The sequence below is a fragment of the Streptomyces gardneri genome, from assembly GCF_006539185.1.
GTDB lineage: Bacteria > Actinomycetota > Actinomycetes > Streptomycetales > Streptomycetaceae > Streptomyces > Streptomyces gardneri.
In genome coordinates this window covers 62,389-76,591 of the sequence record NZ_BJMN01000001.1, presented here as the reverse complement: position 1 = coordinate 76,591, position 14,203 = coordinate 62,389, and the positions used below count along the sequence as shown (strand labels likewise).

Here is a 14,203-nt window from a genome sequence, read left to right as displayed (position 1 = left end):
AGTCTGTAGTCTTATTGGCCTGGACAGCAGAGCCAATAAGGAGTGATTGGCATGGCAGTGGCCCGCGTGGTCCACACAGCGGACCGGACCCTGACGGGCCGCCAGCTCGCGTCCCTCCTCACCCCGCCGCCCGAGGGCCGGTTCGGCTACCGGGAGCTCGCGCGGGCGGTCCGCGAGGCGCTGCTCGACGGGCGGGTGGCGCTGCGCCTGCGACTGCCGGCCGAGCGCGAGCTCGCGACGGTGCTCGCGGTGAGCCGGACGACGGTGACCGGGGCGTACGACCTGCTGCGGGAGAGCGGTTACGCGCACAGCCGCCGCGGCGCCGGCACCTGGACCGCGCTGCCGGACGGCCAGGCACCGACCCCGCTCGGCGCCTTCCAGGACGACGCCGGGGCCACCATCGACCTCGCCCTGGCCGCGCCGCAGGCCCCGGAAGAGCTCGCCGAGGCGCTGGCATCGGCCGCCGCCGAGCTCCCCCGCTACGCCGGCTCGCAGGGCTACCACCCGTACGGGCTGCCCGTGCTGCGCTCCGCGATCGCGGAGCGGTACACGGCCCGCGGCCTGCCGACACGGCCCGAGCAGATCCTCGTCACGACGGGCGCGCAGCAGGCGCTGTCGCTGGTCCTGACGCTGCTCGGCCGGGCCGGTGACCGGGTGCTCGCCGAGAACCCCTCGTACACGAACGCCCTCGACGCGATGCGCGGCCGTATGCTCCGCATCACCCCCGTGCCGGTGACGGAGACCGGCTGGGACACCGGCCTCGTCGATGCCGCGCTGCGGCAGACCGCGCCCCGTCTGGCCTATCTGATCCCCGACTTCCACAATCCGACCGGGCATCTCATGCCGCAGGAGCAGCGCCGGGAGCTGGCGCGGTCCGCGCGCGCCACGGGGACGTGGCTCGTCGCGGACGAGACGCTCGCCGACATCGCGCTGGACGTGACCGCGCCGCCGCCCTTCGCCGCGGCGGCCGGTGGGGGCGACGGCGAGCAGATCGTCTCCGTCGGCTCGCTCAGCAAGAGCTGCTGGGGCGGGCTGCGGGTCGGCTGGGTCCGGGCCGCGTCCCGGGTCGTGACCGAACTGGCCCGGGTCCGCATCACCGCCGACCTGTCGGGGTCCGTCCTGGACCAGCTGGTCGCGGTCGCGCTGATGGAGCGGCTCGACACGATCGTGCCGCGGCGCGTCGAGGAGCTGCGGCGCCGGCGGGACGCGCTGACGACGGCGCTGGCCCGGCACGTGCCCGAGTGGCGCTGGACGGTGCCGCCCGGCGGGATGTGCCTGTGGATCGACCTGGGCCGCCCGGTCGCCTCCGCCGTCTCGGCCCACGCCCTGCGGCACGGCGTGCGGGTGGAGGGCGGCGCGCGGTTCGGGGTGGACCCGGGCACGCACGAGCACCGGCTGCGCATCCCCTACACGCTGCCGGAGGACGTGTACGAGCCGGCGGCCGAGCGGCTCGCGGCTGCCCTTGACGGGGCTCCGGGGCGGTACGTCGACCCGGCCCTGCCGGACTGGGTGGCCTGAGACGGCGGGCCGGGGGCGACAACCCTTGGGTCGACAGACCCGGAGCGACAGACCCGGAGCGACAGGCCGGGGCGGGCCATATTCGGATGCCCGCCCCCCGCCGGTCCATGTACGGTCCACCGAGTGGAACCATTGACCGACAAACAGATCCGCTCGTCCTTCGTGAACTGCACCAAGGGCGAGGCAGCGCGCCTCAAGCTGCCGCTCGACTTCGCCGAACTCCCCTGGGAGGACCTGGACTTCCTCGGCTGGGTCGACCCGGGCGCGCCGCTGCGCGCGCACCTGGTCCTGCCTCGTGAGGACGGACCGCTCGGGGTGACCCTCCGGGTCCCGGCCGCCGGTCGGACCAGTGCCGTGAAGTCCAGCATGTGCCAGGTCTGCCTGACCGGGCACGCCTCCTCCGGTGTCGCGCTCCTCGTGGCACCGCTCGCCGGGAGCCGCGGCCGGGAGGGGAACACGGTCGGCATCTATCTCTGCGCCGACCTCGCCTGCTCCCTCTACGTCCGGGGCAGGCGGCTGCCGAAGCTGCGCGCCGGACGCCACGAGGAGTCCCTCACGGTCGACGAGCAGGTGGCCCGCCTGACGGGCAACCTGGACGCGTTCGTCGACCGGGTGACGGCCGACTGACCGTCACCCGGGGACCGGGACTCAGCGGAAGGCCTGCTCGCCGGTGAGCGCCTTGCCGATGACCAGGGAGTGGACCTCGCTGGTGCCCTCGTAAGTGAGCACCGACTCCAGGTTGTTGGCGTGGCGCAGCACCGGGTACTCCAGCGTGATGCCGTTGGCGCCGAGGATCGTGCGGCACTCGCGGGCGATCGCGATGGCCTCCCGGACGTTGTTGAGCTTGCCCACGCTGATCTGTTCGGCCGTGATCCGGCCCGCGTCCTTGAGGCGGCCGAGGTGGAGGGCGAGCAGCATGCCCTTGCCGAGCTCGACGGCCATGTCGGCGAGCTTCTGCTGGGTCAGCTGGTAGGAGGCGAGCGAGCGGGCGAAGACGGTCCGGTCGCGGGCGTAGGAGATCGCGGTCTCCAGGCAGTCGCGGGCGGCGCCGAGGGCTCCGAAGACGATGCCGAAGCGGGCCTCGTTGAGACAGCCGAGCGGGCCGGAGAGGCCGCGGGCCTCGGGGAGCATCGCGTCGGCCGGGAGGCGCACGTCCTCCAGGACCAGTTCGCTCGTGACGCTCGCGCGCAGCGAGAGCTTCATCGTGATCTCCGGGGCGCTGAAGCCCGGGGTGCCCGCCGGGACGAGGAAGCCGCGGACACCGTCCTCGGTCCGCGCCCAGACGACGGCGACGTCGGCCACGGAGCCGTTGGTGATCCACATCTTGGTGCCGTTGAGCACCCAGTCCGAGCCGTCGCGCTTGGCGTTGGTCCGCATCGCCCCCGGGTCGGAGCCCGCGTCGGGCTCGGTGAGGCCGAAGCAGCCGATGTACTCGCCCGCCGCCATCTTCGGCAGCCAGCGCTGCTTCTGCTCCTCGGAGCCGTACTTCCAGATCGCGTACATGGCGAGGGAGCCCTGTACGGAGACGAGCGAACGCAGTCCGGAGTCCACGGCCTCCAGCTCCAGGCAGGCGAGGCCGTAGGCGACGGAGCCGGTGCCGGCGCAGCCGTACCCCTCCAGGTGCATGCCCAGGACGCCGAGGCCGCCGAGGGTGCGGGCGAGCTCGCGGGCCGGGATCTCGCCCTTCTCGAACCAGCCGGCGACGTGCGGGCGCAGCTCGCGGTCGGCGGCGGCGCGGACGGTCCGGCGGATGTCGCGCTCCTCCTCGGTGAGCAGGCCGTCGATGGCGAGCAGGTCGAAGGGGTGGACGGGGGTGGACGGCGACTTCACGGACGGCCTCCTGTGACGGGCGACTGTGCAACTCGGCGAGCCGAAGCGTAGCGCCAGATCGGATATTGGATCCAGTATGGAAAATCCGATCGCCGAGCCGTAGCGTCTCGGTCATCCGAGGGGTCCGAGGGCCGGCGTCGCCGGCGAGGGAGAAGCGGAATGCGCGCAGACCAAGAGGGCACACCGGACGCGTCCCCGAAGGGCGCGCTGGACGGGATCGTCGTGGCCGACTTCGGCCGGGTGCTCGCGGGGCCGTACATGACGATGCTCCTCGCCGACCTGGGCGCGGACGTCATCAAGATCGAGCGGCCGGGTTCGGGCGACGACACCCGCGCGTGGGGGCCGCCGTTCGCCGGCGGAGAGGCCACGTACTTCCTCGGGGTGAACCGGAACAAGCGCTCCGTCTCGCTCGACCTGACGGACCCCGAGGACCTGGCGACGGCGCGCGCCATCGTCGACCGCGCGGACGTCCTGGTGGAGAACTTCCGCCCCGGCACCATGGAGAAGCTGGGGCTCGGATACGAGGACGTGCGCGCGAGCAACCCCGGGCTCGTCTACTGCTCGGTGAACGGCTTCGGCACCGCCGAAGGCGCCCGGCTGCCCGGCTACGACCTGCTCGTCCAGGCCATGGGCGGCCTCATGAGCGTGACGGGCGAACCGGACGGTCCCGGTACGAAGGCGGGGGTGGCCCTTGTCGACGTCATCACGGGCCTCCATGCGGGCCTCGGTGTGCTCGCCGCCCTCAGGCACCGCGAGCACACCGGCGAGGGCCAGCGCGTCGAGGTCTCCCTGCTCACCTCGCTCCTCTCGGCGCTCACCAACCAGGCCGCCGCCCACCTCGGGGCGGGGGTCGTACCGCGCGCGATGGGCAACAGCCACCCGAGCATCGCGCCGTACGAGGTCTTCGAGGCCCGGGACCGGCCGCTGGTCCTCGCGGTCGGCACCGACCGCCAGTTCCGCACGCTGTGCGAGCGGCTCGGCCGGCGAGAGCTGGCCGACGACCCGCGCTTCGCGACGAACACGGCCCGGGTCGCCCACCGCGAGGAGCTGGTCGAGGAGCTGTCCGGGCCGCTCGGCACGCGTACGGCCGACGGCTGGTTCGAGGAGCTCTCGGCCGCCGGGGTGCCCTGTGGCCCCATCAACGACGTGGCCGCCGCCTTCGATCTCGCCGACCGGCTGGGGCTCGCGCCACGGGTCCCCGAGGCCGCGGCCGGTCCGGGTCAGGTCGCCAACCCGATCCGGCTCGGCGCCACCCCGCCCTCGTACCGCGGGGCTCCCCCGCGCCTGGGCGAGCACACCGACGTGCTGCTCGCGGCGCTGGGACGCCCCGCGCGGAAGCCCTGATCCATAGGAAGATGGTGGTCACCGTGCTTCCGGAAGCGGCCGGTGGGCGACATCGGGAAACGGAAGGTCACAGGCGATGAGCAGCGCGGTGCAGAAGCGGCGGCCGCAGACCGCCCAGCAGTTCGTCCTGGAGGAACTGCGGCGCGCCATCACCAGCGGTGAGCTCAAGCCGGGCGACCAGATCCGGCAGGACGCGCTGGCGGCGCGGTTCGACGTGAGCCGCGTCCCGCTCCGCGAGGCGCTCAAGGCCCTGGAGGCCGAGGGCCTGGTCGTGCACCACATACACCGCGGGTACTTCGTCGCGGAGCTCTCGCTCGCCGACCTGGAGGAGATCTACCGGATCCGCGAGCTGCTTGAGACGGAGGCCGTGCGCATGGCCGTGCGGCGCATGCCGGACGGGACGGTCGACGCGCTCGAAGCCGTCCAGCGCGAGGTGGAGCGGGCGGCCGAGGACGGTGACGTGCCGGCGATGGCGGCGGCGAACAGGCGCTTCCACTTCACCCTGATCGAGGCGTCCGGGATGCCGCGCCTCGTCCGTCTCATCGCGACCCTGTGGGACTCCACCGACGCGTACCGCTCGCTCTACTACACGGAGACCGCGCACCGCGAGCGGGCCGTCCACGAGCACCGCGCCGTGCTCTCGGCACTGCTCCACGGCGACGAACACGCCGCCGTCCACTGGCTCGACGAACACCGCGCCCACGCGGTGGCGGCGCTCCGCGAGATCCTGGACCTGGACCGGGGCTGAGACCCGGTCGCCTCCTCAGGGGGAGGCCGTCGTCTCGACCTTGAACAGGGGGTGGTCCGCGACGTCGGCGAACTCCAGGGCGCCCGCCTGACCGTCGGGCACCTCGAACACGCTGGTGCCTCGCACGTACTCACCGGGCCGGGGATCCGGTTCGGTCAGCAGGTTCTCCTTGACGAGGCCGAGCCCGGCGCAGTGCGCGCCGATGACCTGGCCGACGTTCTTCGTCTCCCCGTCCTTGCCGCTCCAGCGCGCCTTGGTCAGGTGCGAGGTGTCGAACTCCTCGGTACTCACGTTCTTGACCTTGAACTCCAGGCAGACGAACGTCATACCCCGCTCGGCGACCTCAGGGTCCAAGGACTCGCCCTGCGGGAGCCGGTCCGCCTGCTTCACGGCGGTGAGGGTCACGTCGGCCGAGCTCGCCGGGATGTCGAAGAGGTCGTTGGGTGAGATCGCGACCGTCAGCGTCTGACCCTGCCTGAGGGTGCGCACGTCGTCCGGCGACGGGCTGGGCGCGGCCGGTGCCTCCAGGGACAACATGGCCGAGCCCGCGACCACCGCGACAGCGACGGTCGCGAGGCGCACGAGTCCATGAGGGCGACGCGAACTTCCTCCCATGGCGGCGGCTCCTTCCGAGCGTTCCCCTGCCTTCAGCTTCCCCCCACGCCACGCGGAACGCAGGTCGACGAGGTGCACGGCGGGTGACCGGCCTTGTGGAACGCCGTTACGCGCGGCGCTCCTCTCGCCTTACCCTGTCGCCGGACGCGAGGAGGAACCATGGCGCGGATGCCGTCGGCCGAACGACGCACGCAGCTCGTCGAGGCGGCGATCAGGGCGATGACCAGGGACGGTGTCGCGCGGACGACCACACGGTCGATCTGCGCGGAGGCGGGCGTCTCACTGAGCGTCTTCCACTACTGCTTCGACTCGAAGCAGGCGCTGCTCGAAGCCGCGATCGAGACGATCACCGGGAACTACGTCGCCCGCGTGAAGTCGGCGGTCGAGCCGAGGGCCACGCTGCGCGAGACCGTGCGGGCCGGGCTGCAGACGTACTGGGACCACGTCACTGCACACCCCGGTGAGCACATGCTGACGTACGACCTCACCCAGTACGCCCTGCGTGAGCCGGGGTTCGAGCATCTGGCGCGCGCCCAGTACGCGCAGTACGTGGCGTCGGCGGCCGTCCTGATCGACCAGGTGCGCTCCGTCCTCGGTGTGGAGCCGCGGGTGCCGGTGGAGGTGCTCGCGCGGTACCTGGCCGCGGCGATCGACGGGCTCACGCTCCAGTACCTGGTCCTGAGGGACGAGCAAGTCGCTGACGCGCACCTCGATATGACGGCCGATCAGCTCGCCGTACTGATCGGTGGATAGCAGCCTACCCGTCGGTCACTTCGCCAACAGGTCGTTTGTCCCGGACTCTTGACTCACTGGCTCGACACCGGGATTCTCGGGGCGCCCGGCACACCCCCATCGACCGAAGGCCTCGCCCGATGACGACTCGACCCTCACCGCGAAGGAGCGGCGGCCGATCCGCCCTCCTCGCGCTGTTCCTGGCCCTCGCGGCCCTTCTCTTCGGCTCCGGGCCGGTTCCGGCGGCCGCCGCCGGAGCCGCGACCGGAGCATGGTGGGAGCCGGCGTCCCGGCCCGCACCGGACTCCGGGATCAACGTCACCGGTGCGCCGTTCACCGGGACCGACACCCAGGGGAAGGTGCGCGGATTCGTCGACGCGCACAACCACCTGATGTCCAACGAAGGGTTCGGCGGCCGGCTCATCTGCGGCAAGACGTTCTCCACGGCCGGCATCGCCGACGCGCTCAAGGACTGCCCCGAGCACTACCCGGACGGCCGGGGCGCGCTGTTCGAGAACATCACCGGCGGCGCCGACGGCACCCACGACCCGGTCGGCTGGCCCTCGTTCAAGGACTGGCCCGCCAACAACTCCCTGACGCACCAGCAGAACTACTACGCCTGGGTCGAGCGGGCCTGGCGCGGCGGTCAGCGCGTACTCGTCAACGACCTGGTGACGAACGGCCTGATCTGCTCGATCCTGCCCCGGGACCGCGGCTGTGACGAGATGGAGTCGATCCGCCTCCAGGCCAAGAAGACGTACGAGCTCCAGGACTACGTCGACGGCATGTACGGCGGCCCCGGAAAGGGCTGGTTCCGGATCGTCACCGACTCCGCCCAGGCCCGCTCGGTGATCGAGCAGGGCAAGCTCGCGGTCGTCCTCGGCGTCGAGACCTCCGAGCCGTTCGGCTGCAAGCAGATCCTCGACGTCGCCCAGTGCGACAAGGCCGACATCGACCGCGGCCTCGACGAGCTGTACGGGCTCGGCGTGCGCAGCATGTTCCTGTGCCACAAGTTCGACAACGCGCTGTGCGGGGTGCGGTTCGACCAGGGGGCCATCGGCACGGCCGTCAACATCGGCCAGTTCCTCTCCACCGGCACCTTCTGGGCGACCGAGCGGTGCACCGGCCCGCAGCACGACAACCCGATCGGCCTGGCCGCCGCGCCCGTGATGGCGTCGAAGCTGCCGGCCGGGGTCAGCGTGCCCTCGTACGCCTCGGACGCCAAGTGCAACACCCGGGGCCTCACCAGGCTGGGCGAGCACGCCCTGCGGGGCATGATCGACCGGGGCATGATGCTGGAGCTCGACCACATGAGCGTCAAGGCCGCCGGGCGGGCGCTCGACATCCTGGAGGCCGAGGAGTACCCCGGCGTCCTGTCCACCCACAGCTGGATGGACCTCGACTGGACCGAGCGCCTCTACCGCCTCGGCGGCTTCGTCGCCCAGTACATGCACGGCGCCGAGGGCTTCATCGGCGAGGCGGGCCAGAAGGCGGACCTCCGCGAGAAGTACGGGGTCGGCCTCGGCTACGGCACGGACATGAACGGCGTCGGCGGCTGGCCGGGCCCGGTCGGCCCGGACGCCCCGAACGCCGTCAAGTACCCCTTCCGCAGCGCCGACGGCGGCGCGATGATCGACCGCCAGGTCACGGGCGAGCGCACCTGGGACCTCAACACCGACGGCGCCGCGCACAACGGCCTGGTCCCGGACTGGATCGAGCAGATCCGGCTCAGCGGCGGCCAGGGGGTCGTGGACGAGCTGGCCGACGGGGCGGAGTCGTACCTGACCACGTGGAAGTCGACCGAGAAGCACGAGCCGGGGATCAACCTCGCCACCGGCGCGGCGACTTCGGCGAGCTCCTCGGAGTGGCACCCGTTCACCAGCTACGCGCCGGGTCGCGCCGTCGACGGTGACGCGGGCACCCGCTGGGCCAGTGACTGGTCGGACGACCAGTGGCTCCGGATGGACCTCGGGGCCGTGCACCGGGTCGGCAAGGTGACCCTGGACTGGGAGCGGGCCTACGCACAGGAGTACCGCATCGAGCTGTCGGAGAACGGCACGGACTGGCGGACGGCGTGGTCCACGACCGCCGGCGACGGCGGCTACGACACGGCCGAGTTCGACTCGCAGCCCGCGCGGTACGTACGGATCCAGGGGGTGCGGCGCGCGACCCAGTGGGGCTACTCGCTCCACGAGGTCGCGGTGCACCGCACCTGACGCCTGCCGCCGTTCCGGATCAACTCCCTGTGGTGCCCGTCCAGTCGGCGGGCACCCGGGCGAGCCGGACGCGCTGGGGGTGGTCGCCGACCTCGACGGTGGCCACCCGCCGGCCGGTCTCGAAGTCGATCGCGGTCACCCGGTCGGCGCCGCTCTCCGAGACGACGCAGGACCGTCCGTCGCCGCTCACGGTCGCCCAGTAGGGCTTGGACACCTCGACGAGCGGGCCCTGCCGGAGGGTCGCCCGGTCGACGACGGTGGCGTAGTCGTCCATCGTTCCGGCGACGCACAGCTTGGCGCCGTCGAGGCTGATCGAAAGGCCGTGGTGACGCGAGTCGTTGACCCACTTCGTACGGTCGGGATCGGTGGACGGACTGCCGGGGAGGTACTTGGCCCGGGTGATCCGGTCGGTGGCGAGGTCGTACTCCAGGAAGCCGCTGAGGAACGAGACCTGGAAGTACAGGGTCTTCTCGTCCGGGGTGAAGACGAGCGGCCGTACGGCGTCGGAGAGGTCGTCGCGACCGAAGGCGTCGAGGCGGTCGCGCATGTCGATCACCCGGACGGTCTCGAAGGTGCGGGCGTCGACGACGGTGATGCGACGGTCTCCCTTGGTCCAGTCGAGCCAGGGCGCGTCGAGGGCGGTGGTCACCTCGCCGATGGACATGTTCCACAGGCGGCCGTCGGAGGTGAAGACGTTCTCGTGCGGCTTGTCGCCGGTCTTGAACGAGCCGAGTTGACGGCCGGTGGCGATGTCGAGGACGTGCACCGTGTTCGCCGTGGAGGCGGAGACCGCGACCCGCGTGCCGTCGGGCGAGACGGCCATGTGGTCGGCGCGGTAACCGGCCACCGGGAAGCGCCAGTTGATACGGCCGGTGCGCAGGTCGAGGGAGACGACGTCCGCGAAGCTGGGGCGGGAGACGACCATGGCCGAACCGTCGGGGGTCGCGTACATGTCGTCGACGAACTGGTCGTGCCCCTCGCCCGGCCCGCTGCGGACGCCGAGGAAGAAGGCGAGCTTGACGGGGTTCAGATAGATCTCCCGCAGCCGCTCCTCCTTGTCGGGGACGACGTTCAGGCGCGCGATGCGGCGGAAGTCGCCCCGGGACTCGATGACGTCGGCCGTGCCGTCCCAGTTGTTGCCGACGAACATCACCTCCCGCAGCCCGGAGCGGACGCCGTCCGCGACCGGTCCGGCAGCGGCCGCTCCCGGGGCGGCCGCCTCCGGAGCGGCCCTTCCCGGGGCGGCCGTTCCGGTGGCACCGGTCGTCGCGAGCATCGCGAGGGCCAGCGCGAGAGCGCCGCCGAAACGGCGGCGGTGGAGGGTGCGAGGGGATGACATGAGAGGTCCTTCTTCCGTCTCGGAACCGCGACTTACCCGAAGTAACCATGTACATGTCATATCCGGCAAGCCCTCGTCGCACCCACGTTCGCCACCCCCTCACACCGGGACTACCTCCGGTGCGGGACCATGGAGTCCGGAACGCAGAAGGGACGGAACGGACGATGAGGAACCGCAGTGTCGCGGACCTGATGACGCCGGCCGCGGTCGCGGTGCAGCGGGGGACGTCATTCAAGGAGATCGCGCGGCTCCTCGACGAGTACGGCATCACAGCTGTCCCCGTCGTCGACGACGAGAACCGGCCCGTGGGCGTCGTCTCCGAGGCGGACCTCCTGCGACGGCACACCACGAAGGACGGCCCGAGCACCGCCGAGGCCATGATGTCGAGCCCGGTCGTGACGGCCCGCCCTTCGTGGACGGCGGTCGAGGCGGCCCGGCTGATGGAGCGGCACCGAGTGAAGCGACTGCCGGTGGTGGACTCGGACGGCCGGCTCATCGGCGTGCTGAGCCGGAGCGACCTCCTCCAGCTGTTCCTGCGGCGGGACCGGTCGATCCAGGAGGAGATCCGGGAGGACGTCGTCGTCCGCATCCTGCGCCTCTCCCCCGCCGCCGTGCACATCGACGTCGACGAGGGTGTGGTGACGCTCAGCGGCGACCTGCCCGACCCGGGCGTCAGGCCGGTCCTGGTCCGGCTGTGCGAGACGGTGGACGGGGTGGTGGAGGTCGTGGACCGGCTCGCGCACGGGGACAGCGACGCGGACGGCACCGCGTAGGCGGAGCATCGGTGCGGGAGGGGTCCGGCCGGGCGATGACGCCGGGCCGGGCCCCTGGGGGCGGGTGGCGGCTCCCCCGGAAGCCCCCAAGGCTCAGGAGATCGCGAAGCCCGGACGACTCCGAGGCTCAGGAGGTCCCGAGGCTCAGGACGATCCGAGGGTCAGAAGACCCCGAGGGTCGGGAGACCCCGAGGGTCACAAGACCCCGAGGGTCAGGAGACCGCCTCCGGCCAGCCGTATCCGGGTCCGGTGTGCTTGGGTACGGTCCCCGCTCCCACCGCCTCCATCTCCCGGTTGGCCTCCCGCATCAGCTTGCCGGCCAGGTCCTTCATCGCCCGGCTCGCGGCGAGCTCGTCGCCGATCGCCGGGACGTCCACGTCCGACGGGTTGCAGCGAGCGGTTCCGTGGCCCGTGATGGTCGAGGTGCCGGTGCTCAGCCGCGCCTCGGCCTCGGTCCTGCCGCTGTCCTCGACCAGTTCCAGGCCGACCGTCCACTCCTGGGTACGTGTCATGGTCTGCCTCCTCGCACGTCGCTACCGGGATCCGTCCGCTCGGTGGCTCCCGGCGGCCGTTCGCCCGGTTACTACAAGGATCCACCGGCACGGGCCTCAGGGCGCGCGGAAGAGGGTGGGGAAGCGGGGCGCGAGCCAGGGCTTGCGCCCCCAGCCGAGCGCCTTGCCCCGGGCGATCACGGGCCACGGGTCGAGCCGGCCGAGCGCGAGGAGCAGGAAGGCGACCGGCTCCGTCAGGATCGTGCAGTCGGGACGGGCCGGCGGCTCGTGCGCGACCTGGACCTCGCCGTCCGTCACGGTGACACCGAAGCCCGGGCCGCCCCGGAGCCGTACCGCGAAGCGGGCGGTCAGACCGGCGACGGCGGCCGGGTCGGCGACCCGCGGCATCGCGGTGATCATGAACGGGAGGGTGAGGGCGACCCTGCGGGCGTCGAGCATGTGGGGGCGGCCCAGGGCGAGGGCCAGGTCGTAGCCGTGGCCGAGCATGTGGGTCAGCAGGTACGAGCCGAGGACGGCCGGGCTCATGGTGCCGAGCGGGGTGGTGAGCACCTCGGCCAGGTCGCGGCGCTCGACGGCGGCGAGGAAGGCCTCGGCCTGCGCCGTGATCATGTCGGCGAGGGTCGCGGGGTCGCGCTCCGCGAATGCGGCGAGGGCGCGCTCGTTGGCCTCGGCCAGGCTGCCGGGGGTGCCGTCGCCGTAGGGGCGTTCCCGGCCGGCGGCGAGGTCGGCCATGAGGGCGTTGGCCTGGGCCAGGTGCGCCGCGGCCTCGCCGACGGTCCAGACGGACCGGGGAACGGGCAGGCCGCCCCGATGCCCGGCGGCGCCACCACGACCGCTACCGCCGCCATCACCACTGCCAGCGAGTATCTCGGCGATGTCCCGGGCGGTCCCCCGTATCGCCTCGGCCAGATCCTCGGGAAGAACCCCGCTCGTGAGCTGCACCTTCTCCACCCCTCCCCGGACGCCGTCGCTCCTGGACGGAGCATCGGTCGGTGAGGGACCGTACCAGGGGTAAGCCCACCCGGCACCGACCTCCCCACGGACCGACGTTGCATGACCATGCAGGATGATGCATACTCTTCCTATGTCTAAGGTCCTCACCTCCCTCCCCGCCGGCGAGCGCGTCGGCATCGCCTTCTCGGGCGGCCTCGACACCTCGGTCGCGGTCGCGTGGATGCGCGACAAGGGCGCCGTCCCGTGCACGTACACCGCCGACATCGGCCAGTACGACGAGCCCGACATCGCCTCGGTGCCCGGCCGCGCGAAGACGTACGGCGCCGAGATCGCCCGTCTGGTCGACTGCCGCGCCGCGCTGGTCGAGGAAGGCCTGGCCGCGCTCACCTGCGGCGCGTTCCACATCCGCTCGGGCGGGCGTGCCTACTTCAACACCACGCCGCTCGGCCGCGCCGTCACCGGCACGCTGCTGGTCCGGGCGATGCTCGAGGACGACGTCCAGATCTGGGGCGACGGCTCGACGTTCAAGGGCAACGACATCGAGCGGTTCTACCGGTACGGCCTGCTGGCCAACCCGCACCTGCGGATCTACAAGCCGTGGCTCGACGCGGACTTCGTGACCGAGCTCGGCGGCCGCAAGGAGATGTCGGAGTGGCTCCTCGCCCACGACCTCCCCTACCGGGACAGCGCGGAGAAGGCGTACTCCACCGACGCCAACATCTGGGGCGCCACGCACGAGGCGAAGACCCTGGAGCACCTGAACACCGGCGTGGAGACGGTGGAGCCCATCATGGGCGTCCGGTTCTGGGACCCCTCGGTCGAGATCGCCACCGAGGACGTCACGATCGGCTTCGACCAGGGCCGCCCCGTGACCATCAACGGCAAGGAGTTCCACTCCGCCGTCGACCTGGTGATGGAGGCCAACGCCATCGGCGGCCGCCACGGCATGGGCATGTCCGACCAGATCGAGAACCGGATCATCGAGGCCAAGAGCCGCGGTATCTACGAGGCGCCCGGCATGGCCCTGCTGCACGCGGCCTACGAGCGGCTCGTCAACGCGATCCACAACGAGGACACCCTCGCCCAGTACCACAACGAGGGCCGGCGTCTCGGCCGTCTCATGTACGAGGGCCGGTGGCTGGACCCGCAGGCCCTGATGGTCCGCGAGTCGCTCCAGCGCTGGGTCGGCGCGGCCGTCACCGGCGAGGTGACCCTGCGGCTGCGGCGCGGCGAGGACTACTCGATCCTCGACACCACGGGCCCGGCCTTCAGCTACCACCCGGACAAGCTCTCCATGGAGCGGACCGAGGACTCGGCGTTCGGCCCGGTGGACCGGATCGGCCAGCTCACCATGCGGAACCTCGACATCGCCGACTCCCGCGCCAAGCTGGAGCAGTACGCCACTCTCGGCCTGATCGGCACGGGCAGCCCCGCCATCGGCGCCGCCCAGGCGGCCGCGACCGGTCTGATCGGCACCCTGACGGAGCTGCCGGAGGGCGGCGCCGAGGCGATCGCCTCCCGCGGCGAGGTCTCCGGCGACGACGAGATGCTGGACCGCGCGGCGATGGAGATGGGCACGGACTGACCGTCCGCCCCACCTCACACCGACGAAAGGGCCGGCC

The 14,203-nt window shown here is 71.9% G+C and carries 13 protein-coding genes; 8 read left to right on the top strand and 5 right to left on the bottom strand.

Features of this window, described 5'->3' with window-relative positions:
- Positions 1–51 precede the first annotated feature (51 nt).
- A complete protein-coding gene (gene yczR / locus SGA01_RS00300) occupies positions 52–1,518 on the top strand; it encodes a MocR-like transcription factor YczR (RefSeq protein WP_141292280.1) in 1,467 nt (488 codons plus the stop codon).
- A gap of 123 nt (positions 1,519–1,641) precedes the next feature.
- Positions 1,642–2,145 (top strand): FBP domain-containing protein, encoded by a 504-nt coding sequence (locus tag SGA01_RS00295; protein ID WP_141292279.1) that lies wholly within the window; start codon positions 1,642–1,644, stop codon positions 2,143–2,145.
- Between the two features lie 21 nt (positions 2,146–2,166).
- On the opposite strand, the gene SGA01_RS00290 is transcribed toward SGA01_RS00295, so the two are convergent.
- Positions 2,167–3,348, bottom strand: a complete 1,182-nt coding sequence (locus SGA01_RS00290; protein WP_141292278.1) for an acyl-CoA dehydrogenase family protein — start codon at positions 3,346–3,348, stop codon at positions 2,167–2,169.
- Between the two features lie 159 nt (positions 3,349–3,507).
- On the opposite strand from SGA01_RS00290, the gene SGA01_RS00285 reads away from it, so the two are divergent.
- Complete coding sequence (locus tag SGA01_RS00285) at positions 3,508–4,692, top strand: CaiB/BaiF CoA transferase family protein (RefSeq protein WP_141292277.1); 1,185 nt, start codon at positions 3,508–3,510, stop codon at positions 4,690–4,692.
- Between the two features lie 76 nt (positions 4,693–4,768).
- Positions 4,769–5,440 (top strand): GntR family transcriptional regulator, encoded by a 672-nt coding sequence (locus SGA01_RS00280; RefSeq protein WP_141292276.1) that lies wholly within the window; start codon positions 4,769–4,771, stop codon positions 5,438–5,440.
- A 15-nt stretch (positions 5,441–5,455) separates the two neighbouring features.
- Here the strand turns inward: SGA01_RS00280 and SGA01_RS00275 are convergent, their stop codons facing one another.
- The gene (locus SGA01_RS00275; RefSeq protein WP_229917667.1) at positions 5,456–6,022 is read right to left on the bottom strand and encodes a hypothetical protein; all 567 of its coding nucleotides are present in this window, start codon (positions 6,020–6,022) and stop codon (positions 5,456–5,458) included.
- Between the two features lie 192 nt (positions 6,023–6,214).
- Here SGA01_RS00275 and SGA01_RS00270 point away from each other — a divergent pair, with 192 nt between their 5' ends.
- Positions 6,215–6,808 carry a TetR/AcrR family transcriptional regulator gene (locus tag SGA01_RS00270; protein WP_141292275.1) on the top strand — a complete coding sequence of 198 codons (594 nt, stop codon included), beginning with the start codon at positions 6,215–6,217 and terminating at the stop codon, positions 6,806–6,808.
- A gap of 119 nt (positions 6,809–6,927) precedes the next feature.
- Positions 6,928–9,003 (top strand): galactose-binding domain-containing protein, encoded by a 2,076-nt coding sequence (locus tag SGA01_RS00265; RefSeq protein WP_141292274.1) that lies wholly within the window; start codon positions 6,928–6,930, stop codon positions 9,001–9,003.
- A 19-nt stretch (positions 9,004–9,022) separates the two neighbouring features.
- Here the strand turns inward: SGA01_RS00265 and SGA01_RS00260 are convergent, their stop codons facing one another.
- The gene (locus tag SGA01_RS00260; RefSeq protein WP_141292273.1) at positions 9,023–10,342 is read right to left on the bottom strand and encodes a YncE family protein; all 1,320 of its coding nucleotides are present in this window, start codon (positions 10,340–10,342) and stop codon (positions 9,023–9,025) included.
- Between the two features lie 164 nt (positions 10,343–10,506).
- Between SGA01_RS00260 and SGA01_RS00255 the strand changes: the two genes are divergently transcribed.
- A complete protein-coding gene (locus tag SGA01_RS00255) occupies positions 10,507–11,115 on the top strand; it encodes a CBS domain-containing protein (RefSeq protein ID WP_141292272.1) in 609 nt (202 codons plus the stop codon).
- Between the two features lie 212 nt (positions 11,116–11,327).
- On the opposite strand, the gene SGA01_RS00250 is transcribed toward SGA01_RS00255, so the two are convergent.
- Positions 11,328–11,627 carry a DUF1876 domain-containing protein gene (locus SGA01_RS00250; RefSeq protein WP_055645109.1) on the bottom strand — a complete coding sequence of 100 codons (300 nt, stop codon included), beginning with the start codon at positions 11,625–11,627 and terminating at the stop codon, positions 11,328–11,330.
- Positions 11,628–11,723: 96 nt separating this feature from the next.
- Positions 11,724–12,578: a maleylpyruvate isomerase family mycothiol-dependent enzyme gene (locus SGA01_RS00245; RefSeq protein ID WP_141292271.1), complete on the bottom strand. Its 855-nt coding sequence runs from the start codon at positions 12,576–12,578 to the stop codon at positions 11,724–11,726.
- A 133-nt stretch (positions 12,579–12,711) separates the two neighbouring features.
- Between SGA01_RS00245 and argG the strand changes: the two genes are divergently transcribed.
- The gene (argG, locus tag SGA01_RS00240) at positions 12,712–14,166 is read left to right on the top strand and encodes an argininosuccinate synthase (protein WP_055645107.1); all 1,455 of its coding nucleotides are present in this window, start codon (positions 12,712–12,714) and stop codon (positions 14,164–14,166) included.
- The last annotated feature ends 37 nt before the right edge of the window (positions 14,167–14,203 follow it).

Coding starts and splice junctions, on each gene's coding strand:
- SGA01_RS00280 (WP_141292276.1), top strand. CDS start 4,769: ATGAGCAGCGCGGTGCAGAAGCGGCGGCCGCAGACCGCCCAGCAGTTC.
- SGA01_RS00260 (WP_141292273.1), bottom strand. CDS start 10,342: ATGTCATCCCCTCGCACCCTCCACCGCCGCCGTTTCGGCGGCGCTCTC.
- SGA01_RS00265 (WP_141292274.1), top strand. CDS start 6,928: ATGACGACTCGACCCTCACCGCGAAGGAGCGGCGGCCGATCCGCCCTC.
- argG (WP_055645107.1), top strand. CDS start 12,712: ATGTCTAAGGTCCTCACCTCCCTCCCCGCCGGCGAGCGCGTCGGCATC.
- SGA01_RS00250 (WP_055645109.1), bottom strand. CDS start 11,627: ATGACACGTACCCAGGAGTGGACGGTCGGCCTGGAACTGGTCGAGGAC.
- yczR (WP_141292280.1), top strand. CDS start 52: ATGGCAGTGGCCCGCGTGGTCCACACAGCGGACCGGACCCTGACGGGC.
- SGA01_RS00285 (WP_141292277.1), top strand. CDS start 3,508: ATGCGCGCAGACCAAGAGGGCACACCGGACGCGTCCCCGAAGGGCGCG.
- SGA01_RS00255 (WP_141292272.1), top strand. CDS start 10,507: ATGAGGAACCGCAGTGTCGCGGACCTGATGACGCCGGCCGCGGTCGCG.
- SGA01_RS00270 (WP_141292275.1), top strand. CDS start 6,215: ATGGCGCGGATGCCGTCGGCCGAACGACGCACGCAGCTCGTCGAGGCG.